The sequence below is a fragment of the Archangium lansingense genome (assembly GCF_026626635.1).
GTDB classification, from domain to species: domain Bacteria; phylum Myxococcota; class Myxococcia; order Myxococcales; family Myxococcaceae; genus Archangium; species Archangium lansingense.
On the sequence record NZ_JAPNKA010000001.1, the window covers coordinates 10,989,118 to 11,010,005 of the forward strand.

Annotated in this window: 16 protein-coding genes; 9 read left to right on the forward strand and 7 right to left on the reverse strand. The window is 68.6% G+C overall.

The window, feature by feature from the left end; all coding sequences use genetic code 11:
- Nucleotides 1-6 precede the first annotated feature (6 nt).
- From OV287_RS43895 to OV287_RS43905, 3 genes are all read right to left on the reverse strand, one after another.
- A complete protein-coding gene (locus OV287_RS43895; protein ID WP_267540018.1) occupies nucleotides 7-1,194 on the reverse strand; it encodes a PAS domain-containing sensor histidine kinase in 1,188 nt (395 codons plus the stop codon).
- Between the two features lie 201 nt (nucleotides 1,195-1,395).
- On the reverse strand, nucleotides 1,396-2,910 hold the full coding sequence (locus OV287_RS43900) for an MBL fold metallo-hydrolase (RefSeq protein WP_267540019.1): 1,515 nt from the start codon (nucleotides 2,908-2,910) through the stop codon (nucleotides 1,396-1,398).
- Nucleotides 2,907-4,196: an HD domain-containing protein gene (locus OV287_RS43905; RefSeq protein ID WP_267540020.1), complete on the reverse strand. Its 1,290-nt coding sequence runs from the start codon at nucleotides 4,194-4,196 to the stop codon at nucleotides 2,907-2,909. The genes OV287_RS43900 and OV287_RS43905 overlap by 4 nt, the downstream gene beginning before the upstream one ends.
- A gap of 113 nt (nucleotides 4,197-4,309) precedes the next feature.
- On the opposite strand from OV287_RS43905, the gene OV287_RS43910 reads away from it, so the two are divergent.
- The 4 genes from OV287_RS43910 to OV287_RS43925 all read left to right on the forward strand — a co-directional run bounded on the left by OV287_RS43910 (nucleotide 4,310) and on the right by OV287_RS43925 (nucleotide 8,713).
- On the forward strand, nucleotides 4,310-5,434 hold the full coding sequence (locus OV287_RS43910; RefSeq protein ID WP_267540021.1) for a D-alanine--D-alanine ligase family protein: 1,125 nt from the start codon (nucleotides 4,310-4,312) through the stop codon (nucleotides 5,432-5,434).
- A complete protein-coding gene (locus tag OV287_RS43915; RefSeq protein WP_267540022.1) occupies nucleotides 5,388-5,771 on the forward strand; it encodes a GNAT family N-acetyltransferase in 384 nt (127 codons plus the stop codon). Before OV287_RS43910 ends, OV287_RS43915 begins: the two co-directional genes overlap by 47 nt.
- A 36-nt stretch (nucleotides 5,772-5,807) precedes the next feature.
- On the forward strand, nucleotides 5,808-7,358 hold the full coding sequence (locus OV287_RS43920) for a transglutaminase-like domain-containing protein (protein ID WP_267540023.1): 1,551 nt from the start codon (nucleotides 5,808-5,810) through the stop codon (nucleotides 7,356-7,358).
- A gap of 83 nt (nucleotides 7,359-7,441) precedes the next feature.
- The gene (locus OV287_RS43925) at nucleotides 7,442-8,713 is read left to right on the forward strand and encodes a hypothetical protein (protein ID WP_267540024.1); all 1,272 of its coding nucleotides are present in this window, start codon (nucleotides 7,442-7,444) and stop codon (nucleotides 8,711-8,713) included.
- A gap of 69 nt (nucleotides 8,714-8,782) precedes the next feature.
- Here OV287_RS43925 and OV287_RS43930 read toward each other — a convergent pair whose 3' ends face one another.
- A complete protein-coding gene (locus OV287_RS43930) occupies nucleotides 8,783-10,876 on the reverse strand; it encodes a thioredoxin domain-containing protein (protein ID WP_267540025.1) in 2,094 nt (697 codons plus the stop codon).
- 151 nt (nucleotides 10,877-11,027) lie between these two features.
- Between OV287_RS43930 and OV287_RS43935 the strand changes: the two genes are divergently transcribed.
- From OV287_RS43935 to OV287_RS43955, 5 genes are all read left to right on the forward strand, one after another.
- Nucleotides 11,028-12,398, forward strand: a complete 1,371-nt coding sequence (locus tag OV287_RS43935) for an ArnT family glycosyltransferase (protein ID WP_267540026.1) — start codon at nucleotides 11,028-11,030, stop codon at nucleotides 12,396-12,398.
- A 93-nt stretch (nucleotides 12,399-12,491) separates the two neighbouring features.
- The gene (locus OV287_RS43940; protein WP_267540027.1) at nucleotides 12,492-14,204 is read left to right on the forward strand and encodes an LVIVD repeat-containing protein; all 1,713 of its coding nucleotides are present in this window, start codon (nucleotides 12,492-12,494) and stop codon (nucleotides 14,202-14,204) included.
- 171 nt (nucleotides 14,205-14,375) lie between these two features.
- A complete protein-coding gene (locus OV287_RS43945; RefSeq protein WP_267540028.1) occupies nucleotides 14,376-14,918 on the forward strand; it encodes a DUF350 domain-containing protein in 543 nt (180 codons plus the stop codon).
- A 6-nt stretch (nucleotides 14,919-14,924) separates the two neighbouring features.
- A complete protein-coding gene (locus tag OV287_RS43950; RefSeq protein ID WP_267540029.1) occupies nucleotides 14,925-15,866 on the forward strand; it encodes a transglutaminase domain-containing protein in 942 nt (313 codons plus the stop codon).
- A 207-nt stretch (nucleotides 15,867-16,073) separates the two neighbouring features.
- Nucleotides 16,074-17,417: a hypothetical protein gene (locus tag OV287_RS43955; protein ID WP_267540030.1), complete on the forward strand. Its 1,344-nt coding sequence runs from the start codon at nucleotides 16,074-16,076 to the stop codon at nucleotides 17,415-17,417.
- An 88-nt stretch (nucleotides 17,418-17,505) separates the two neighbouring features.
- On the opposite strand, the gene OV287_RS43960 is transcribed toward OV287_RS43955, so the two are convergent.
- The 3 genes from OV287_RS43960 to OV287_RS43970 all read right to left on the reverse strand — a co-directional run bounded on the left by OV287_RS43960 (nucleotide 17,506) and on the right by OV287_RS43970 (nucleotide 20,831).
- Nucleotides 17,506-18,264 carry a tRNA(His) guanylyltransferase Thg1 family protein gene (locus OV287_RS43960; RefSeq protein WP_267540031.1) on the reverse strand — a complete coding sequence of 253 codons (759 nt, stop codon included), beginning with the start codon at nucleotides 18,262-18,264 and terminating at the stop codon, nucleotides 17,506-17,508.
- Nucleotides 18,230-18,721: an ATP-binding protein gene (locus tag OV287_RS43965; protein WP_267540032.1), complete on the reverse strand. Its 492-nt coding sequence runs from the start codon at nucleotides 18,719-18,721 to the stop codon at nucleotides 18,230-18,232. Before OV287_RS43965 ends, OV287_RS43960 begins: the two co-directional genes overlap by 35 nt.
- Before the next feature lie 70 nt (nucleotides 18,722-18,791).
- Nucleotides 18,792-20,831, reverse strand: coding sequence for an ATP-binding protein (locus OV287_RS43970; RefSeq protein WP_267540033.1), 2,040 nt, complete (start codon nucleotides 20,829-20,831; stop codon nucleotides 18,792-18,794).
- Nucleotides 20,832-20,888: the final 57 nt, after the last annotated feature.

A 20,888-nucleotide genomic window follows, 5' to 3' on the forward strand; every position in this document is an offset into this window, starting at 1 on the left:
GTCCTCTCACCTGGGTTGGGGCGGCTTGAGCGGCAGCGTGACGATGAAGGTCGCCCCCTGTCCGGGAATGCTCCTCGCACCGATGCTCCCGCCGTGCCGCTCGGCGATCTTCCGGCAAATCGCCAGACCGATCCCCGTCCCTTCGTACTTACCGCGCCCGTGCAGGCGCTGGAACACGTTGAAAATGCGGTCGAGATACTTCTCGTCGAAGCCGATGCCGTTGTCCGTCACCCGCAGCTCGCACCGCCCCTCGTCCAGGTCGGCCGTGCCCTGAATGGAGACAGAGGGCTCCACGTCCTCCCGGCGGAACTTGAGGGCATTGCTCACGAGGTTCTGGAGCAACTGCCGCATCTGCATCGGCTCGGCCTCGAGCGTGGGCAGCTCACCGAGCGTGACGGACGCACCCGCCTGCTCGATGGTCGTCTCGAGATCTCCCAGCACCTCTCGGGCAATCCGCGTGAGGTCCACACGGACGAAGGAGGGCGCCTTCGCGGAGATGCGCGAGAAGGAGAGCAGGTCGTCGATCAGCCGGCGCATGCGGCCCGCGGCGCTGTTCATCCGCTCGAGGTAGTCGCGCCCCTCGGGGCTCAGGGCCGCGCTGCACGTCGTCTTCAGGCGCTCGCCAAAGGTCTGGATCTTCCGCAGCGGCTCCTGCAAGTCATGCGAGGCCACGGACGCGAAGCTCTCCAGCTCCCGGTTGGACTGCTCCAGGCGGAACTGAGTCCGCTTGAGGTCCGTGATGTCCATCAGGCTCATCGTGACGCCGACGACCTGGTCTCCCGAGCGGACCGGAGCCAGCTTCACCCCGTACCACTCGGGACCGAAGGAGAACACGGACGGGATCTCGTAGCCCACGGACTCGCCGGTCGCGAGGACATGCAGGACCTGGCTCCGGATGAATTTGGCCTGCTCGGGAGAGCTGAACTCATAGAGGCTCCGCCCCACGACCTCCGAGCGGGAGATGCCCGGAAGGGTGTAGTTGATGAAGCGGATCCGCTCGCTGGTGTCGGCCGTCATCATCATGACGGGCGACTGCTCGATCAACGCATCGAGGCCGAACTGCTCGTTGGACGCCGTGCCGCGCTCGTCGAGCCTGGCGGACAGGTGATTGAGTGCCGTGGCCAGTGGAGCCAGCGGCCCTTCGCCCTCGCGGCACCGGACCTGGGGCTCATGCGCCGCCAGCCTGGCGATCATCGCGAGCAGCTCCTCGACAGTCGTCTCCTGGGTCGAGGATGGGCCGGATGCGGGAGAACCCTCCCCGGCACTACGGCGCGTTTCCAAACAGATGCCCCCTGGCATGGCTTCGTAGCGGTGTAACGAGGCACCCAAGGGCCCTCACTGCTTTATTTTGGCTGGAAAAGAGTGGTTGGTTCAAACCGGACACAGTGCCCGTGTTCAGCCCCGGAAGTAGCGGCCAGCGGACTCCCGCACCCGGCCCTCCCCCTGGAGCTTCAGCAGCACCGCGAGTGCGCTCCGCTCCGCCACCGGGTGTAGGAATGGAGGTGTGTCCGAGTAGGCGCGCTCCACCACCTCCGCGAGCGTCGCGCCATCCGCGGGCACGGCCTCCACGATGCGCGCCTCGCGCGCCGCCCGGTGATCCAGGTACTCCTGGAGCTTCCCCGGCCCGTCCGGAATCGCCGTCCCGTGCGAGGGATGCAGCGTCGTCACCGACCAGTCCCGCAGGCGAGCGAGCTGCTTCAGGTACTCGGCCATGTCCCCCTCGGGCGGATCAATGACGATGGTGCCAACGCTGGCCACCATGTCGCCCACCACCGCCGCGCGCGTCCGCTCGTCCACCAGGCACAGGTGGCCCTGAGCGTGTCCGGGCGTGTACAGCACCCGCCAGCGCTGGGGCGGGCTCCCCGCGAGCTCCAGCACCTCGCCGTCTTTCAGCAACCGGGCTGTCGGGACGTCCACCCGGTCCGCCGTCCGCGCGTGGCACCACAGCGGCACCTTCAGCCGCTCCGTCACCGCGCGCACCCCGCCCACGTGGTCCCCATGGTGGTGCGTCAACACCACCGCCTGGACCCGGTACCCCTCTGCCACCAGCCCGTCCACCATGGCCAGGAGCCGAGCCACCTCGGCCTCATCGTCCGCCCCCGGGTCCACGATGAGCAGCTCGCCATTGCCCAGCACGTACGCATTGGTGTGCGTGGCAGGAGGCAGCGTGGCCGTCCGCAGAGGGAAGACTCGCAGGCCCTGCTGGAACTCGATGCGCTGCGCGATGAAGTCCGGGCAGTCAGGTTGCTCGCGCAGGCGCGCCAGGGCCCGCTCCGGCGTGTCGAAGTCCGCCATCACCCGCAGCACGTGCAGGGCGGGAGGGTGCAGCAGCGCGGTGCCCTGCTCCCAGCAGGCCAACGCCTCGGCCGGCTTCACCCACGTGGCCTCCGACAGCTCCCCAGGCCACCACTCCGCCTGAGCGTGCTCCGGTACCTCCACCAGGTAGAAGAAGGTGTCGAAGCGCACGGGCGCGAACTCCGGCGTCACCCACCGTCCCGAGTCCGGAAAGTCCTCCGCCCGGAGTACCAGTCCATGCTGCTGAAGCAGCTCCGACCAGGTGCTCCGGTTCTCCAGCAGCGCGCGGCGAGCCTCCCGCACCTCGTCCGGCTTCAACCGCCAGGAGCCCTCGGCCACCAGCACCCCGGCCTCCTCGAGCAGCTCGCGCGCCGCCGCCACCCGCAGCGCCGCCTCCTGCCCCGAGGCCCCACGCACTGGCACCAGCGCGTCCGCCTTGTCCACCTTGCCACCGGGGAAGGCGTAGAAGCCCCCGGCAAAGGCGAGCGCCTTCTCGCGCCGCACCCAGAAGACCTCCACCCCCTCCGGCGTCCTGCGGTACAGCACCACCACGGACGCGGGCCTCGTCGTCGCCACGGGGGGCGGAGGAGGCATCCCGGGAATCGCTTCGCTCATGACTGCACCGCCTGTCCCAACAGTCGCGCCATCATGTTGCGCGCGTCTTCAATCTGGTCCGGCCGCACATACAGACGCGACAGCCGCACCGCTCCGCTGTAGCGCTGGTAGAGCGGCGTGTAGCGAGCCACCTCTGTCAGCCGACCGGTGGACATGTCGGCGATGAGGAGGCTCGGGCCCGAGCCTTCCGTGAAGTACTTGGAGAGCACTCCCTTGGACTCCACCGTGAAGTGCTCGAAGCCGCCCGTCACCAGCGCGCTGCGCAGCACTTCCAAGTCATAGCCCACGTCCCGCTCGGTGAACTGAGCCAGCAGCTTGAAGCCCTGGCGCGTGGAGATGCGCTCGGCCCACTGGTTCTTCGAGCGCCGCAGCGTGTACCAGAGCGCCACGTCGTCGCAGAAGAGGAAGGCCTCCGGGTCCGAAGGAATCTCGAACTCGCCGGGCGCCTCCTCGTAGTAGCGCCGCAGCATGTAGTCAAAGTTCACCGAGGTGTGGTGGTAATAGACGGAAACGAACATGTGGTAGCGGCTGAGGAGGAAGTCCTCGAAGGCGAACGCCGCCGCCCGGCTCAACGCCAGGTGGGCGCGCCCGTCCTTCACCGCCGGGTTCAGGTTGGAGATGATCCAATCCATGTCGTACCGGCCATAGTTGACTCCCGTATAGAAGGAGTCGCGCACCAGGTAGTCCATCCGGTCCGCGTCCAGCTCGCCGGACACGATGGCGCGCAGCAGGGGCGTCCAGTCCACCCCAGCATGCGAGAAGCCCGGATCCTGCGGGGCCCGCGCCCCGGTGATGAGACCCACCACCGCCAGCGGGGTGATGCCCAGCGGGCTGTAGTGCTGCTCGATGATGGGCGTGAGCGAGCTGTCCAGCAGGAGCTTGGCGGTGAAGTCCTCGTGCGTGGCTTGCTCGCCCTCCGCCACGGCGTCCAGCCAGGAGGGCAGCCGCAGGGAAGCACGCGCCGGGGCGATGCGTTCCGAGGCGTGGGAGAGCGGCATGTGCCCCAGGTCGTGACACAGCACGGCCAGACGCACCGCGGCACTGAAGCGGGCCCGGACGTCCAAGGGCAGACTGGAGCGGGCGGTGACGGCGTTGAACACTCGGGAGGCGACGTGCATCGCGCCCAGGGAGTGGGCGTGCCGGGTATGGGTAGCACCGGGGAAGGCCAGGTCGCCAAAGCCCAACTGCCGTACATGACGCAGCCGCTGGTAGTAGCGGCTGTCGATGACGGCCTTCTCCTCGTCACTCACGTCGATGGTGCCGTGGATGGGGTCGCGAATCCGCATGGTTCTCCTCTCATACTTCCGGGGACAGCTTGGCGGCCAGCCAAACGGGCCATCTGTGAACTGTCATCCCCCTGGGGGACGTGCTAACCCTCGCCGCCGCACACGCGCCACGCATGCATATCGCCATCCTGTACAACCGAGACCATGAGCTGTTGGAGGACGACCCGGGTCGGGAGGCGCGAGAAGACGTTACGCGCGTGGCCTCAGCCCTGGCGGAGGCCCTCTCCCGCGGCGACACCCATGCCGAGCCGCTCGCCATCGAGGGCTCCCGGCTGGAGTTCGTGGACCTGCTCGCCCGGATGCAGCCCGACCTGGTCATCAACCTGTGCGAGTCCGTGGCCGCGGACGCCCGGGGCGAGATGGTCATCCCCTGCCTGCTGGACATGCTCGGGCTGCCGTACACCGGCTCGCCCGCCCTCTCGCTGGGCCTGGCGCTGCACAAGGACAAGGCCAAGGAGCTGCTCAAGGCGCGCGGGGTGTCCACGCCGGGTTTCGCCCGGCTGGACCGGCTCGAGGACGTGGCCACGGTGCAGCTCCCCTTCCCGCTGATCGTCAAGCCCGCGCGCGAGGACGCCAGCGTGGGCATTACGAGCGACTCGGTGGTGCACGACCGGGCCGGCCTGGGCCGCGCGGTGGAGGCAGTGCTGCGCACCTTCCACCAGCCCGCCCTCGTGGAGCAGTTCATCCCCGGGCGTGAAATCTACGTGCCGCTGCTGGGCAACCACCCGCGCCGGGCGCTGCCGCTCACCGAAATCCGCTTCGGCAAGCTCTTCGAGGACCGGCCCAACATCGTCACCTACGCGGCGAAGTGGGAGTCCGAGTCGCCCGACTACCAGAACACGCCCACGGGGCCCTGCCTGCTGGAGGATCCCTCGCTGGAGGCCCGCCTCGTTCAGACGGCGATGGACGCCTTCGCCGCCCTCGAGTGCCAGGACTACGGACGCGTGGACCTCCGGGTGACTCCTGAGGGCGTGCCGTACGTCATCGACATCAACCCCAACTGCGATCTCCACCCCGAGGCGGGATTCGCCAAGGCCGCTCGCGCGGCTGGCATCGACTACTCCGCCCTGGCCACCCGACTGGTGGAGATCGCTCTAGAGAGAGCCCATGGACATCCGACCGCTCGAAGGAAAGGACCGGGAGCCGCTCGCCTCCTTGATCCGTCGAATCGAAACGTTCTCGCAGGAAGAGGTGGGGGTCGCAATCGAGCTCGTCGATCTCGCGCTTCAGCCGAATAACCCCGACTACACGATTCTCGTCGCGGACCGGGACGGCACGCTGGTGGGCTACGTGTGCTACGGCCCCACGCCGATGACGGAGGGGACGTACGATCTGTATTGGATTGCCTCCGACCCCACGGTGCGGGGCCAGGGCATCGGCGCCTCGCTCGTCTCCGGCATGGAGGCGGACCTGCGCCGCCAGAAGGCCCGGATCATCCGCGTGGAGACGAGCGCCACCGAGGCCTACGGCCCCACCCGCGGCTTCTACGCCTCCATGAAGTACACCGAGGAGGCGCGCATCCGCGACTTCTACAAGGTCGGCGACGACCTCATCATCCTCACCAAGCGGGTCTGAAGCAGCACCCAGCCCTGCGCCGGAGCGCCGCGAGCGATGCGACTTCCCAGAAAAGCCCTCCTCCCCATGGGCGCCGCGCTGCTGAGCCTGGCGCTCGTGCAGTGCAAGAAGCAGGAGCCCGAGACCGTCACCCTCGGAGGCCCCGTTGCCCGGATCGAGGCCCGGCAGGAGCAGCAGGCTCCGGCGCAACAGGCGCAGGCTCCGGCCGCCGTCTCGGACGTGCTCAAGGCGCCCCGTCCGCAGGGCGGCGAGTACATGGGGCTGTACCTGGTGGACAAGAAGGTGGGCTACGTCTTCAACGACCTGGGCCCCGTCCCAGGCCAGAGCGGCCGGATGCGCAGCATCAACGAGCTGCACTTCAAGGCGCAGGTGGGCGCCCGGCTCTCCGAGCGCCTCCACCGCGAGGAGCGCGTCTATGAGTCCCAGCCCGGCGGAAGGCTGGTGGCCTTCACCATCGAGCAGCGGGGAGACGGCGGTACCCAGACGCTGGTGGGGACGGTCAGCCCGAGTGGTATGAGCGTGGTGCGCAAGCGGCCGGGCATGCCGGACGAGACGGTGAACCTGCCGCCCACCGCCGAGGTGGTGGAGGACGCCGACCAGGTGCGCGTGGCCCTGCTGCGCCAGGCGAACGTGAGCGGCAGTGCGCTGGATGGGACGGACCTTGGCACCTACAAGGTGAGCACCACGGTGCACCCGGCCGAGGAGCGGCTCATCAGCGGAGTCAAGGTGAAGGTGGGCAAGGCCGTCAGCCTCTCGGAGAAGGAGAAGGTGCCCGTCACGGCGTGGGTGGCCGAGGACGGACGGCTGCTGGAGCTGGAGTACGGCCAGACGATGAAGGCCCGGGCCGAGCCCGAGGACGTGGCGAAGCGGCTGGACATGGTGGAGGTGTTCGGCCTCACCCGCGTCGTGCTGCCCAAGGCGCTGCCGCCCGAGGCGCAGGCCATCCCTGGCCAGGTGAAGCTGGTGATGGAGAACCTGCCGGAGAAGTTCCAGCGCGACACCTACCGGCAGACGTACCAGAAGCAGGCGGACGGGCGGGCTCTGGTGACGCTGTCTGCTCGAGCGCCCGAGCCGAAGCGCCTCGCACCGAGGCCCCTCGCGGACCCGGAGGGCGGCGAGAACCTCAAGAGCTCCATCATCGTCGAGAGCGACAGCCCGCAGATCCGCGAGCTGGCCACGCAGCTGGTGGCGGGAGAGAAGGACGCCTACACGGCGGCGAAGAAGATCCTCGGCTGGGTGGCGACGAACCTGAAGAAGGACTACGGGGCGAGCGCGGACCGAGCCACTGACGTGCTGCGTCAGCGCAAGGGGGACTGCACGGAGCACTCGCTGCTGACGGTGTCCCTGCTGCGCGCCTCCGGCATCCCCGCCCGCCGCGTGGACGGCGTCATCTACATGGTGAACCAGGACGGCGTGCCGGCCCTCTACTGGCACGAGTGGGTGGAGGCCTTCGTAGGCGAGTGGACCCAGATGGACCCGACCTTCAACCAGGTGGTAGCGGATGCTACACACTTCGGTGTAGGTCAAGAGGGGAACGCGGAAATTACCCCTCTCATTGGGACTCTAAAAGTCGTCGAGGTGCGATAGGATCTGACAGGTCCCCCCTTGGCAACACGTTGGTAAGTCGACTATGCAGCCCCTGCCTTTGTGGCAAAAGTAACGGGGGTTTCATGAACAAGTTGACTCAGAAGTTCCTGGCGGTCTCCCTGCTTGCCCTTGCGGGCTGTGAGGGCGAGGCCAACAGTGGCCGGCTCGTAGGATTCATCATCGACGGCCAGACCGGACAGCGGTTGAACTTCTTCAAGGCCGCGGACAAGAAGAACAACCTGGGCGACGACGGCGACAGCCAGAGCCAGGTGTACGCGGTCATCGATGGTGAGTTCCGCCGTGCGGAGCCTTGCGGCCGCGGCGATCTGAACGACAAGAACAGCATCGAGGCGGACGGGTGCTTCCAGATCAAGGACATCCCCGAGGGGCAGTCCTTCCCGATCTTCGCGCAGGCTCCGGGCTACGAGCGGTTCGTGGCTGAGTACACCTACTCGATGCTCGACGTGGACGTGGAGCACGCGCAGACGGTGGGCAACATCCGGCTGTTCCCCAAGGGCTTCTCGGTGGACTACCGGTTCAACGTGAGCTTCAACAACCAGCCGGTGCCCAACGCCCAGGTCATCTGCCAGTACACGGCGACGGGGACCAACACGCTGCAGGTGTCGGGCAACTTCCTCACGCCGGTGAACACCGGGACCACCACCATCGCCGCCACGAGCGATGCGGATGGCGTGGCGGTCATCCCGGGCGCGCAGCTCGTCAACGGCGCCAACTACCGCTGCGAGGCGGTGATGAGCCAGAGCCTGGACGGGCGGACGCTGTCGGGCCAGGGCACCTTCACGGCCGGCGTGACCCAGGCCGACCAGCGGATGGCGCTGACCACCGCCAGCTCCACCGATGACCTGCTCTACGCGCTGCGCTCCAACGCGGACGACAACAACAAGCTGATGGGCGCGAACGGCAAGCTCGTCATCACCTTCAACCGCGCCGTGGAGATCGTCCCCGGCACGGCCGACTGCCAGATCGCCACCGAGAGCGTCGCCGACACGGACGGCGACGGCCGTATCGGTCGGCTCATCGCGACCGTGCGGAACAACCCGCCCGCCACCTACTCCAACGCGTCGGAGTCGGTCAGCGCGGACATCTCCACGGACGGGCTCACCCTGACGCTCGGCTTCAAGACGGAGGCCGGCTTCGAGTTCGACCCCGATGACCGCAGCACCTACGTCAGCTTCAGCGGCATCTTCGTGCGTCCGCGCGGCGTCGCCGACAACACCCAGGTGCGCTACATCGGCTCCGCGGCGGGCTGCCCCGGTGTGGCCGGCTACTCCACTTCGGCGATCCAGAACCTGCGCGTCAGCACCACCCAGATCGATTACATCCAGCTCTTCTAGTCCTCGAAGAGTTGAACCCCGGGCGGGCCTGAGGCGCAGGCCCCAAGCCCGCTCGGGGGGTACGCTGGCTCAGGAGCCCACCGCGACCTGGGCCAGCTTCCTCGCGAACTCCCCCGGCTCCTTCATGGGCGGCTCGCAGGCGAAGTGGCGGCACAGATAGGCGGCACCGTGGCCCCCCACTGACTCGCGGCCCTCGAAGGTCTCTCGCATCGACTGCGGCACCGGCGCTCCCGGCTCCTTCCACGCGAAGGCGAAGGTCGGCGCGTAGGTGGCTCTCGTCACCGACAGCAGCGGCTCCACCACCTCTCGCGTCCCCGCGAAGGTGACGCTCGGCGCGCCCTCCACCAGCGCATCCGCTGCCAGCCCCAGGTGCCCATAGCCCATGGGGTTCTGCCGGAGCTGCTCGCGCATGCGCGACACGTAGTTCTCCGCCAGCTCCAGGTACTTCTTGTTCCCCGTGAGCGCCGCCAGCGCCACCTGCGCCTCCGTCAGCGTCGAGGCCCCCGAGGGGAACGCATTGTCGAAGGTGGCGTAGGTCGCCACCACCAGGTCCTGCTGGGCCTTGGGCGCCGTCAGGTACGCCCGCTTCTCCCCATCCCAGAAGAGGGCCTCCGCCACCTTCACCAGCGCCTCCGCCGCCTCCAGGTACTTCGGCTCGAAGGTCGCCTGGTACAGCGCCGTCAGTCCCGAGGCCAGGTCACCGTAGTCCTCGAGGAACCCTGGGATGCGCGCCTGCCCCTCCTGGTACGAGCGCAGCAACCGCTGCCCATCCCACAGCTCCTCGAGCAGGAAGTCCGCCGCCCGCCGAGCCAGCGCCACCCAGTCCGCCCGCCCGAGGACCCGGCCCGCGAAGGACAGGCCTCGAATCATCAGCCCGTTCCACCCCGCCAGGATCTTGTCGTCCCGGCCCGGCTTCACCCGCTTCGCCCGCGCCTCGAAGAGCTTCCGCCGGGCCTCTCCGAGCCGCGCCTCGACCTCCGCCACCGGGAGCTGGAAGTCCTTCGCCAGCGTCTCCACCGGCACCACCGCCTCCAGCACCGTCGCCCCGTGCTCGAAGTTCCCCCCGGGAGTCACCCGGAAGTGGCGCAGCGCCAGCTCGGCCAGCTCGGGCGGCAGCACCTCCCTCACCTGCTCCGGCTTCCAGACGAAGAACTTCCCCTCCTCGCCCTCGCTGTCCGCGTCCTGCGTGGCGTAGAAGCCACCGCGTGCGTCCGTCATCTCGCGCCGCACGTACTCCGCTGTCTCCTCCACCACCTTGCGCCACAGCGGCCGAGGCTCCACCTGGTACGCCTCCGTGTACAGGTGAAGCAGCTGCGCGTTGTCGTACAGCATCTTCTCGAAGTGCGGCACCGTCCACCGCTCGTCCACCGAGTAGCGGTGGAACCCTCCCCCGAGCTGATCGTAGATGCCGCCCAGCGCCATCTTCTCCAGCGTCAGCAGCACCGCCTTCTTCAGCGCCTCGTTGCCGGTGTTGCGCCGCCAGGCCCGCAGCAGCAGCGCCACGTTCATCGGGTTGGGGAACTTGGGCGCTCCACCGAAGCCCCCATTCACCCCGTCCACCCGGCGCAGCATGGACTCGCCCATGGCCACGATGTCCTCCGCCTTCACCGCCGCCGCCACCGCGTCCAGGCCATAGCCGGCCAGCTCGCCCAGTCCCTCGCGGAACTCCTCCGACTGGCGCAACACCTCGTCCCGCTTCGCCGTCCAGGCGTCGTGCAGCGCCTCCAGCACTCTCGGGAAGCCTGGCCTCCCGTACTTGTCCCCCGGCGGGAAGTACGTGCCTCCGTAGAAGGGCAGCAGCTCCGGCGTCAGGAACACCGTCAGCGGCCATCCGCCCCCCTGCCCCATGAGCTGCACCACCCCCTGGTAGATCTGATCCACGTCCGGCCGCTCCTCGCGGTCCACCTTCACGTTGATGAACCACTCGTTCATCAGCCCGGCGATGGTGGGGTCCTCGAAGGACTCGTGCGCCATCACGTGGCACCAGTGGCACGCCGAGTAACCCACCGACAGCAGGATGGGCTTGTTCTCCGCCCGGGCCCGCGCGAAGGCCTCTTCCCCCCAGGGGAACCAGTCCACCGGATTCGACGCATGCTGCCGCAGATAGGGCGACGGCTCTCGCGCGAGGCGGTTGTTCGCACCGGAAGGAGGAGTCTGGGCCACGGGATGCTCCTGAACGAAGAGGGAGGGCTCTCTGTGATAAGGGGCACACACGGCGCGAGCAAGCTCCTCGGAGCGTGCGTGTTCCCCGGTACAATCCCGAGCGTTCAGGGACGGGCAGAAAAGGGGCTGGGCAAATGCCCCGGGTTGCGCTTTGTCCTGGGTCGTGGCCGAGCCCCTCTCCACCCGCGCGCCCTCTTCCCTGACGCTCAGCTTCGTGCTGCTGGCGGTGAGCGCAGGGGTGCGGCTAGCGCTCGCGTTCGGCACGGACATCTACTTCGACGAGGCCTATTACTGGCAATGGGCCCAGCACCCCGCCTGGGGCTACTACGACCACCCGCCCCTGGTGGCCTGGCTCATCGCCGCGCTCGGCGTCCGGCCCACTGCCCTGCTGTGCGGCGCGGGCACCGTGGCCGCCGTGTGGGGCCTCGCCCGTGACGTGTACGGGAGCCGCGAGGCCGCCTGGCGCGCGGCCGCGCTGTGGAGCGTGGTGCCCGTGGGCATCCTCGCCAGCGTGTGGGCCACCCCCGACACGCCCCTGCTGCTCTGCTGGGCCCTCTCGCTGTGGGCGCTGTACCGCGAGCGGTGGGTACTGGCCGGACTGGCCTGCGGGCTGGCGCTGCTGTCCAAGTACCCGGGCGTGCTGCTCGCCGTGGCCTTCGTCGCCGCCTGCGTCCGTGCGCGCCGCCTGCCCGCCGGAGCGTGGCTCACCGCACTCCTCGGCGTGCTTCTCTTCTTGCCCGTCGTGCTGTGGAACGCGCGGCATGACTGGGTGGGCTTCGCCTTCCAGCTCAAGCATGGTCTCGGAGGCACCGGCGGGTGGCGCAGCTTTGGTGAGTTCCTCGCCGGCCAGCTCGCGCTCGGCGGTCCCGTGCTGCTCCCGCTGCTCTGCGTGTACGTCCTCCGCGGCCCCAAGGAGCAGTTCCTCCTGCGCGCGGCCGCGGCGGCTCCCCTCCTCCTCTTCGGCTACGCGTCCGTTGGCACCCGGGGAGAAGCCAACTGGCCTGCCACCGCGTACCTCTCCGCGTGCGTGGGCCTCGCCGGCATGCGCCCCGGATGGTTCCGCGCCGCCGCCCTCGCCAACCTCGCCGTGGTGCTCGCGGTGGGCTCGCACCTCCTCTTCCCCGTGCTGCGCTTCGAGCGCGATGTCCCCTTGGCTCGCACCCACGGCTGGTCCGTGCTGTCCCAGCTCACGGAGCCCTCGCGGCTCTTCCCCGGCCTCGAGCGCGAGGACGTAGCCGGCGTGTACACCCCCAGCTACCAACACGCCTCCGAGGTCGCGTACTACACGCAGCTTCCCACGGACACCGCGGGCGAGGCGCGCTACAGCCAGTATGACCTCTGGCCCGAGCTGGTGGTGACGCCCGGCCAGGACGCGCTGTGGCTCTCCGAGGACCGCGCTCCCCCCGAAGAGCTCGTCGCACGCTTCTCCTCAGTAGAAGGGCCGGTGGAGCTGCCCGCCGACTTCCACGGACGCCGCGTGCACACCTTCCTCGTCTGGCGGCTGCGCGACGCGAAGCCCTGAGCCTCCGGTTCGGAACGGCCGCTCGTTCGCATCCGCTATGCTGCGTAGCCCCCGTCTTCCCGGGGGATTCCCACACATTCCGTGGAGCAAGCAATGCAGCGCAGCCGTCTCGCCATCCTGCTGTTTCTACCGCTCGCCCTCGCCACCGGATGTCCCGACCCCAAGTGCCAGAACACCCGCTGTGGCGACTTCGACGCCGGCGTAGACGCCGGGATGGACGCGGGAATGGACGCCGGAGTCATCGACCCAGGGGACTTCGAAGCCACCGGCCTCTACGCCCCCTGCGACTTCATCCAGGGCACCACGGGCACGCAGTGCGGTGAGCTCGACAGCTTCAACCTGTCCGCTTGCCCGCGCTCCTCGCTCGGCAACGTTGCCCAGGAGGGCGTCTTCACCACCCACGGCCGCATCGCCCAGGGCGATGGCGGCGTGCGCTACTTCACGCAGAGCCACTCGCTGCGCAATGACGGCGGGGTCGAGACCTTCAACGGCTGGGCCACCCTCAGCCCCGAGATGCACCTCACCAAGCAGTTCAACGGCAACACCTGGTTCGTCTCGCGGCACACCACGAGCAGGCTCTCGGACGGCGGTACGCTCAACGTCACCGTGGGCTACGCCGGCTGCTCGGCCCAGGACACCAACCACTTCACCGGCTGCTACGCCGTATGCCGCAATGGCCTGGCCTCCGAGGTGGGCACCTTCAAGGCCGCCCGCATCGTGCTCGCGCGCAACGAGAGCGAGGCCAAGGGGCTCACGCTCGTCTCGGAGTCGCCCATTGTCGACTTCGGCATGCCGGTGGACATCTACGTCACCAAGAACCACGCCTATGTCGTGTCCCTCGAGGAGCCGTACCAGGGCTGGGGCGGCCTGACGGTCTTCGACGTGAGCGACCCCGCGCACCCGCGGCTCGTCAATCAGATCTCCGCCGAGAACAGCTACTGGAACGGCGTCTGGGCCAAGGGGGACGCCCTGTATGTCGCCAGCGGCAAGCGCGGCGTCATCACCTTCGACATCACCGACCCCGCCAACCCCGTCCCCACCCCCGTGCAGGTCCAGGAGGGCGTGGACGCTCATACCCTCTTCGTCGAGGGCAACCACCTCTACGCCATGGGAGATCCGACGCGCATCTATGACATCTCCAACCCGCGCGCCCCCAGGCTCCTGGGACGCTACGAGCCGCCCGGCGCCAGCTCCTACCCGTACGCCTACGTGCACGACGCCTTCGTCTACAAGGGCCGGATGTACAGCTACTACTGGTCGTATGGGATGCAGATCAGCGACGTCTCTCAGTTGAGTGACACCCAGGAGCCCACGCCGCTCGGCAGCTACCGCTACGCCGTCAACCCCGATGGCAGCCCCACGCCCAACTACGCCCGCAGCCACGCGGGCGCAGTGGGCACCTACGTTGACCGGCTCATCGCCTTCGAGGGCGGCGAGACCTGGGGCGCCCACCTGCGCGTGCTCGATGTCACCGACCCCAAGAACGTGAAGCTGCTCTCCCGCTACCGCCTCCGCGAGGAAGCCTCCATCCACAACATGATCCTCGACGAGACTCGCAAGCGGCTCTACATCGCCTACTACCAGGAAGGCGTCCGTGTCCTCGATGTCGCCAACCCCGCTCAGCCTCGCGAGCTCGGCTACTTCAACACCTTCCGCTCCGAGGACCCGATGCGCGGCCTGGGCTTCTACGAGGGCTCCATCGGCATCCGCGTCCCCAAGGCGCCGGACGTCTCCTCCGCCAACGCGGGCCTCATCTACGTCGTCGATACCTCCCGCGGAATGCTCATCCTGCGCGAGACGCAGTAAGGGCCTGAGAGCTGGGGTGGGCGTTCGGAGAGACCCTCACCCCAACCCTCTCCCAGAGGGAGAGGGAGCTTGCCGGGCGAGGGAGCGAGCAGGCACCGTGCGGCCCGGTCGATTCCGTTGCGCTGAATGATTCCGCACCCGCGGGCTTCCTCTTAGAGTGAGCCCGCTCCCATGAACCTGCTCCTCGTCGCCGTCGGGCTGTCCAAGGTGGTCTTCGGTGGGCTGGTCGCCGCGCTCGGCATCTGGCTCGCGTTCCGCGGTCTCAACCGGCTGCTCGGCACGGATCCCACCGTTGACCTGCGGCAGGGCAATGTCGCGGCCGGTGTCGTCCACGCCGCCAGCCTGCTCGCGCTCGGGCTCCTGGTGCACAACGCCGTCAACGCTACCTTCGACGCCGTGGACCTCACCATCCGCGGTTCCTCCGTCGAGCCCTCCGCCCTGGCACGGCTCACCTTCTTCGCCCTCATGCACGTGGGCGTCGCCCTCCTCGTGGGCACCGGCGTGCTCGCCCTCGGCATCCTCCTCTTCGACAGAATCACCCCGGGCATCGATGAGCTCGCCGAGGTGCGCCGCGGCAACGTGGCGCTCGCGCTCGTGCTGGCCGCCATCCTCATCGTGCTCGCCCTGCTCACCGCGCCGGGCCTCCAGGCCGCCCTCAACGGCCTCATCCCCTTCCCCGACCTTCCTCCCTCCACCTTCCAGTCCCCCTCCTGACGCCTCGTGGCCACCCCGCCGTCCAGCCCGGAGAAGAGGCTCCTCCAGCTCTTCCTCGTCCTCTTCACCGTCGCGAGTTGCTGCGGCTTCCTCGGGCTGCGCTGGCTCGTCACGCGGGACGTGCACTCGCACTCCCCTCTCCCGGACGCGGCCCCACCTCCCGAGCTTCCCGGCGCCCGGGGCATCCACCTCGGAGTGGCCCTCGTCCCTGCCTCCACCCCGCTTGCGCAGGCCCGCACCTACGAGTGGCGCGCCGAGTCCCTCCTCCCGCCCGAGTACCGCGTGGCCTACGGCCTCGGGGAGTCCCTCGCGAGCTCGCTGGAGCGAGAGCATCACGCCTATGGCCGAAGGATGCGCTTCCGCCCGCTGGGCCCCGCCCGCTTCACCTACCAGGCCCCGCCCGAGTGCGAGAAGGACATGCGCTGCATCTACGCCGAGCTCATGCGCAGCAACGCCGAGCCCGTGCACGTGCTGGGCACCCGCTTCGTCGAGCACATCCGTGCTCAACAGCTCGACTCCCTGGAGGCCGCCGAGCTCATCATCACCTTCGTTCAGCGCATCCACTACGCCGAGCCCAACGGCCAGCCCTTCGGTCTCCTGCCTCCCGCGCTCGTCGCCGCGTGGAATGAGGGCGACTGCGACTCCAAGGCCGTGCTCGCGGTGATGCTGCTGCGCCAGGCGGGCATCGACGCGGCCATCCTCTATTCGGATCCTCTCGCCCATGCGGCCGTGGGCGTGGCCCTGCCCGTGCGTGGCCCTCCCTTCCGACTCGGCAACCGCGTGTACCGCTACGCGGAGCTCACCACCGAGGGATGGCCTCTCGGGATGATTCCGCCTCAGCACGACAAGCCCCACCTGTGGAAGGTTCTGCCCATGCCGGAACCACCCGGTGAGGCAGACTCGCCTGTCGACAAGGCGAACACTCCCGAGTCTGGAGACGTGAAGTAGTCGAAGCGGCATCTGGCCCGAAGGGCGGGTTCCTCCTGCGCGTGAGGTGACAAAGCTTCACCGCCCAACCCCGAGGCGCCCCCCCACGCCGAGCCCTTCCTCAACCGCTGCACTTCTTCAACCCCTCTGGCTCTCGCTTGTGCGCCCCGTCCGACACTCGGGTCGCACTGAAGTACGTGGGTGCGCACCTCACTACCGGAGGTCGCCATGCCATCCGTCTCTCGCTGGCTCGTCCTGTCCCTGCTCGGACTGTTGACCCTTCCCGCCTGCCTCGCCCCTCCTCCGGAGCAGGATGCCGCAGCCGCCGTCGAGGCACCTGCTCTCGCGCAAGAGGACGTGGCCCAGGCGCTGGCAGGGGGTGCCGCCTTCGCCACCTCGAGCTGCCTCGCCAGGCCCCTGCTGACCGCCCTCGGGAAGAGCCATGTGCTCGTCGGTGGGAAGATGAGCGACGACATCGCCTCGCAGGCCCCGTTCGATGTCCGCTACATCTACATCGCTGGCGGGTTGTTCGACTCGGCGGAGCCCTGCGGCTCGTGTCTGAGCTGCACCGCCCAAGCGCGCTCCTGCGCCAACTCGAGCGGAGGTTGCGCCTGGTGGGGCTGCTGGCAGTGGGACCAGCAGGCTCCGGGACAGTACCTGCGCAACTTCCTCCGGACCGCCGCGCTCCGCAGGCAGATTCCGATGATCACCTACTACGAGCTGCTCCACACCAGCGGCGTGCCTGATGGGACCGCCGAGGTGCTGCGGGTGGCGGACGTCTCCCTGATGCGGCGCTACTTCAACGACTGGCGCTTCGTGTTGAAGCAGATTGGAAGCACCACCGCACTTCTCCATCTCGAGCCGGACTTCTGGGCCTACGCGCAGTTCCTCGCCGCGGATCCCCGCCTGCTGCCCGCGGCGGTTGCCTCGGCCAACCCCACCGACTGCGCCAACCAGGAGAACTCGGTGGCCGGCATGGGGCGCTGCCTCATCTCCATGGCTCGCAAGTACGCCCCCAACGCCAAGGTGGGCCTGCACGCCTCGGCTTGGGCCACGAAGATAGACGCCCACCTCAACACCAATCGGCTGCTCGACGTGACGGCCGAGGCACGCAAGGTAGCCGACTTCCTCCGCCTGTGCGGCGCCGCCGATGGGGACTTCATCGTCATCGAGGCCAGCGACCGTGATTCCCAGTGGTACCTGGTGACGACTGGAACTCGGCGCTGGTGGGACTCGACCAACTACAACATGCCCAGCTTCAACCAGGCCTTCACGTGGTCCAAGGCTCTCTCCGAGCGGCTCGGTCGGCCCAACCTCTGGTGGCAGCTCCCCGTAGGCAACATGTCCCTTCCCGGCACCTGGGAGCAGTGGCGCGACAACCGGTTGGATTACTTCTTCGACCACCCGGCCCAGGTCGCAGCCTCGCACGGGCTCGGCATGGTCTTCGGCTCCGGTGCCGAGGGACAGACCAACCCCTCCACCGACAACGGCCACTTCTTGCAGCGTGCGAAGGCGTATTTCGCCAGCGGCAGGCAGCCCGCGTGCCCCACGGGAGTGAGTGAAGAGCAGTAGGGGCGCATGGGGGCAACCCTGGGTGCTCGATACCCTCACCCCGACCCTCTCCCGGTGGGAGAGGGAGAGGAGGTGGGGTATGGGGCGCTCAGGAGGCGGGGGACTTCATCCGCTCACGGACGTAGGTGTCGTACTCCTCCTTCATCGGGAGCGACTCGTCCACACGCAGCCGCCGGCGCTGCGTGCTCACCTTCCGGCCCGTGCGAGGGTCCTCTCCCTCCTTCTCGTACTGCTCCCAGGAGAGGCCCGTGCCTCGTCTCTGCCAGAGCGGCAGCTCGTTGAAGTTGATGCCTCTCTGGAAGAGGAGCTCGTTCTTGAAACCCACCGACTTGCCGTGCAGCTCCCGCGACGCCTGCGCCACGCTCTGGCCTTCCTTGCGCAGCGTCCAGTAGCACCAGCCGTGCAACGCGCAGCGGGTCGCGTCCGCCTGTCTCCAGCGGAAGTAGTCCACCACCGCGTTCTCGTTCGCCCCCATCCACACCCGGCTGTCGAACACCGCCGGCACTCCCGCCACGTGCGTGAACGTCGCGCTCGCCACACCCGCGGAGATGGACACCAGCTTCTCCACCTCCCGGTCGAAGAGCTCCCAGTCCGGCCGGAAGAGCACCGAAATCTCATCGCTCTCCGTGTACGCGTAGACGCCCTGCAGTTCCTCCAGCAGCGCCGAGGCCGTGCGCACCATCTGCTGGTGCAGCGTCGCATCGAAGGGCTTCTCGTAGCGCGCCTCCGTGAAGCGCGAGAAGCCCCGCCCGTCCACCCGCAGCACGCACCACGCTCCGCGCAGCAGCCGCAACGAGTGGAAGAACTCGCCCTCACGCATCCGGTCTTCGAACTCGTTCGGACTCATCTCCCTCCCTCCATTCCCTCACGTCGAAGCCGCCTTCCGGGCGGGCCCGTACGTGGAACAACGCATTGAATCCCTCGGCGTACGAGGGCCACCGCAGCTTGCGGTAGGTGATGTGAATCGCCTTGTCCGACACCCGCGCCCGTCCCACCCGCCCCGCATTGCGCGCCAGGCACGTCTCCAGGTCCGACTCGAAGACGTAGCCCACCACTCGAGCCCCTCGCTCCTGGCCTATCGCGATAAGAGGCGCCCGGTCCTCGACGAGCGGGTTGGTGTTGTCCACCACCACCGAGTCGCCCCGGGCCAGCGCCTCGGCGATGAGCCTCCGCTGCCGAGCCTCACGCTTGCGCGCGTTGGGCCACAGGTCCTTGCTCACGTGCACGTGCGTGGCTGCAAAGCGCTCTCGGAAGAAGCTGCTCTTGCCCGAGCCCTGCAGGCCGATGAAGAGAACCAGGTCCATGGCGCGTCTCCCGTCTGACGGTGTGCACGCCCGGGCCCTGACGTCGAGGGCGACCGTCCGCCCCCCCGCTTCACGCCGAGGGAACCTGGCCCCTCAACCGAGCCGCCTCCTCCAGTTCCCCCGCGGACTCCAGAATGGAAGCGGCACGTGCATAGTGGGTGGCGGCTTCCGTCCGACGCAGGTGGGACTCATCCACCTGGGCCGCCGACAGCAAGAAGGGCACCGAACGCCGAGCCTCCCCCCCCTCCAGCCAGTGCTGCGCGATGATGACCGGGGCCGCCCGCCTCCGCTCCAACTGCTGGGCCAGGCGCCGGTGCAGCAGCGCCCTCATCGCGGAGGGAATGGAGTCCTTTACCGACTCGAACACCAGGTCATGAGTGAAGCGCTCGCCTCGCAGTATCTGCGCTGACTCCAGCTCGCGCAGCGGCTCGGCGAACGACAGGGGGCTCACCTCCAGCACCTCTCCGGCCAGCTCCAGGCTGAACTCCATCAGGGCCAGTGCTGCCACCTGCGCGAGCTGCGAGGCCAGGGTGGACAGCCGCTCCAGGCGCTGCTGGATGAGCTGGCGTACCCGCCCCGGTGGAGGCAGCCGCTCCGGCCACCCGCGCTCCAGGCTCCCCGACTCCATCAGGTGTTTGAGCGTCTCGGTGATGAAGAGAGGATTGCCCCCCGTGTAGCGCGTCACCTCTGCCGTGAGCGACTCGGCTCCCGGCAACGTGAGACTCTCCAGCAGCTCACCCACCGCCTCGGGCGGGAGCGGCTCCAGGTGCAGGAACATCGCCAGCCCCGCGGCCTCCAGCCGCTGCGTCAGGGCGAGCACCTCGCCCCCGAAATCGCTGCTGCGACAGCAGTCGATGATGATCGGGAAGGTGCCGGCCGAGTGGAAACGAGCGTGGGCATAGGCCCCCACCTGCAAGCTGGCGGAGTCCGCGAACTGCAAGTCATCGGTGATGAAGCACTCCAGACCCTCGGCACAGCGGCGGAGCACCTCGCTGTAGGCGTCCAGACAGCGCACCCGCTCCCCCTCGTCCCGCACGGGGGAAATCCGCTCCCCAGGCCCGGCGAGCTCCGGCATCACGCGCGCCAGCTCCCGGCGAATCCACGGCTCCAGGCCCTGCTGTATCTCGGGCCGCTCGGTGAAGATCTCCCGAATGTGGCGCACGAACAGCGAGTACGGCACCTCCGCATCCCCGGGCCGGGCAGCGAACACCGTGTAGCGTCCCTTGGAGGCCGCGAAGTCCTGCGCCAGCCGCGTCTTGCCCACGCCCGGCTCGGCCAGGAGCATCATGATCTGCCTCGACTGCCACGCCGCCTCCATCTGCGCCCACTCCCGCGCGCGCCCCACCAGCACCGGCGGACGCAACACGGAGAGCGGCAGCGTCCGGCCAGTCGTCTTCACCGCGGCACGAGGCTGCACCTGGCCGCGCTCCACGTCCTTTACCAACGCGAGCGTGTCCGGGTGCGGCGCCGCGTCGTACTCCTCGAACAACATCTTCCGGCAGCGCTCGAAGAGGTTGAGCGCCGCCATCCGGTCCCCCACCAGGTAGTGCAGCCGCATCAACCGCCGATAGGCGTCCTCGGAGAGGGGAGCCAGCACCAGCAGCCGCTCGGCGAAGTGCAGCGCCCCGCTCAGGTCTCCCTGCTGCTCGCGGGACTCCGCCTCGGCAATGGCGGCGCGGCACCGCAGGGCTTCGAGCTGCTCACGGGCCCGGCGCACCCACGCGTCGAAGTCCGGGCAGTCATCGAAGTCCAGGGTGCCCAGCAGCGAGCCCGCCAGCGACATCGCCTGCGCATGCCGACCCGCGAAGACGTGTGCCTCCAGTTCCACTGCATCGGTCACCACCCGCTCGGACAGAGACACCACATCCCCGCCGAGCACCAGGTCCGTCCCGGTGGCCACTCGCAACCGGCGCAGGAGCTGGCGCATGTTGTTGCGCGCCGTGTCCTCGCCAGAGCCGGGCCACAACATGCCCGCCAGCCTGTACTTGGGCGTGGGCCCCTCCAATGCCAGCCACGCCAGCACCGCCGCCACGCGCCGCTGCAACTCCAAGGGCTCCGCCAGGCCCAGGAGCCGCGCGCCCCCGAGCACTTCCAACCTCCAGTCCGTCACGACCTCCCCCGTCCTGCCACCCATAGAGCAAGCCAAGCACCCTGGGCGCCCGCGAAG

Coding starts and splice junctions, on each gene's coding strand:
- OV287_RS43895 (WP_267540018.1), bottom strand. CDS start 1,194: ATGATCGCCAGGCTGGCGGCGCATGAGCCCCAGGTCCGGTGCCGCGAG.
- OV287_RS43900 (WP_267540019.1), bottom strand. CDS start 2,910: ATGAGCGAAGCGATTCCCGGGATGCCTCCTCCGCCCCCCGTGGCGACG.
- OV287_RS43905 (WP_267540020.1), bottom strand. CDS start 4,196: ATGCGGATTCGCGACCCCATCCACGGCACCATCGACGTGAGTGACGAG.
- OV287_RS43910 (WP_267540021.1), top strand. CDS start 4,310: ATGCATATCGCCATCCTGTACAACCGAGACCATGAGCTGTTGGAGGAC.
- OV287_RS43920 (WP_267540023.1), top strand. CDS start 5,808: ATGCGACTTCCCAGAAAAGCCCTCCTCCCCATGGGCGCCGCGCTGCTG.
- OV287_RS43925 (WP_267540024.1), top strand. CDS start 7,442: ATGAACAAGTTGACTCAGAAGTTCCTGGCGGTCTCCCTGCTTGCCCTT.
- OV287_RS43940 (WP_267540027.1), top strand. CDS start 12,492: ATGCAGCGCAGCCGTCTCGCCATCCTGCTGTTTCTACCGCTCGCCCTC.
- OV287_RS43945 (WP_267540028.1), top strand. CDS start 14,376: ATGAACCTGCTCCTCGTCGCCGTCGGGCTGTCCAAGGTGGTCTTCGGT.
- OV287_RS43955 (WP_267540030.1), top strand. CDS start 16,074: ATGCCATCCGTCTCTCGCTGGCTCGTCCTGTCCCTGCTCGGACTGTTG.
- OV287_RS43960 (WP_267540031.1), bottom strand. CDS start 18,264: ATGAGTCCGAACGAGTTCGAAGACCGGATGCGTGAGGGCGAGTTCTTC.
- OV287_RS43965 (WP_267540032.1), bottom strand. CDS start 18,721: ATGGACCTGGTTCTCTTCATCGGCCTGCAGGGCTCGGGCAAGAGCAGC.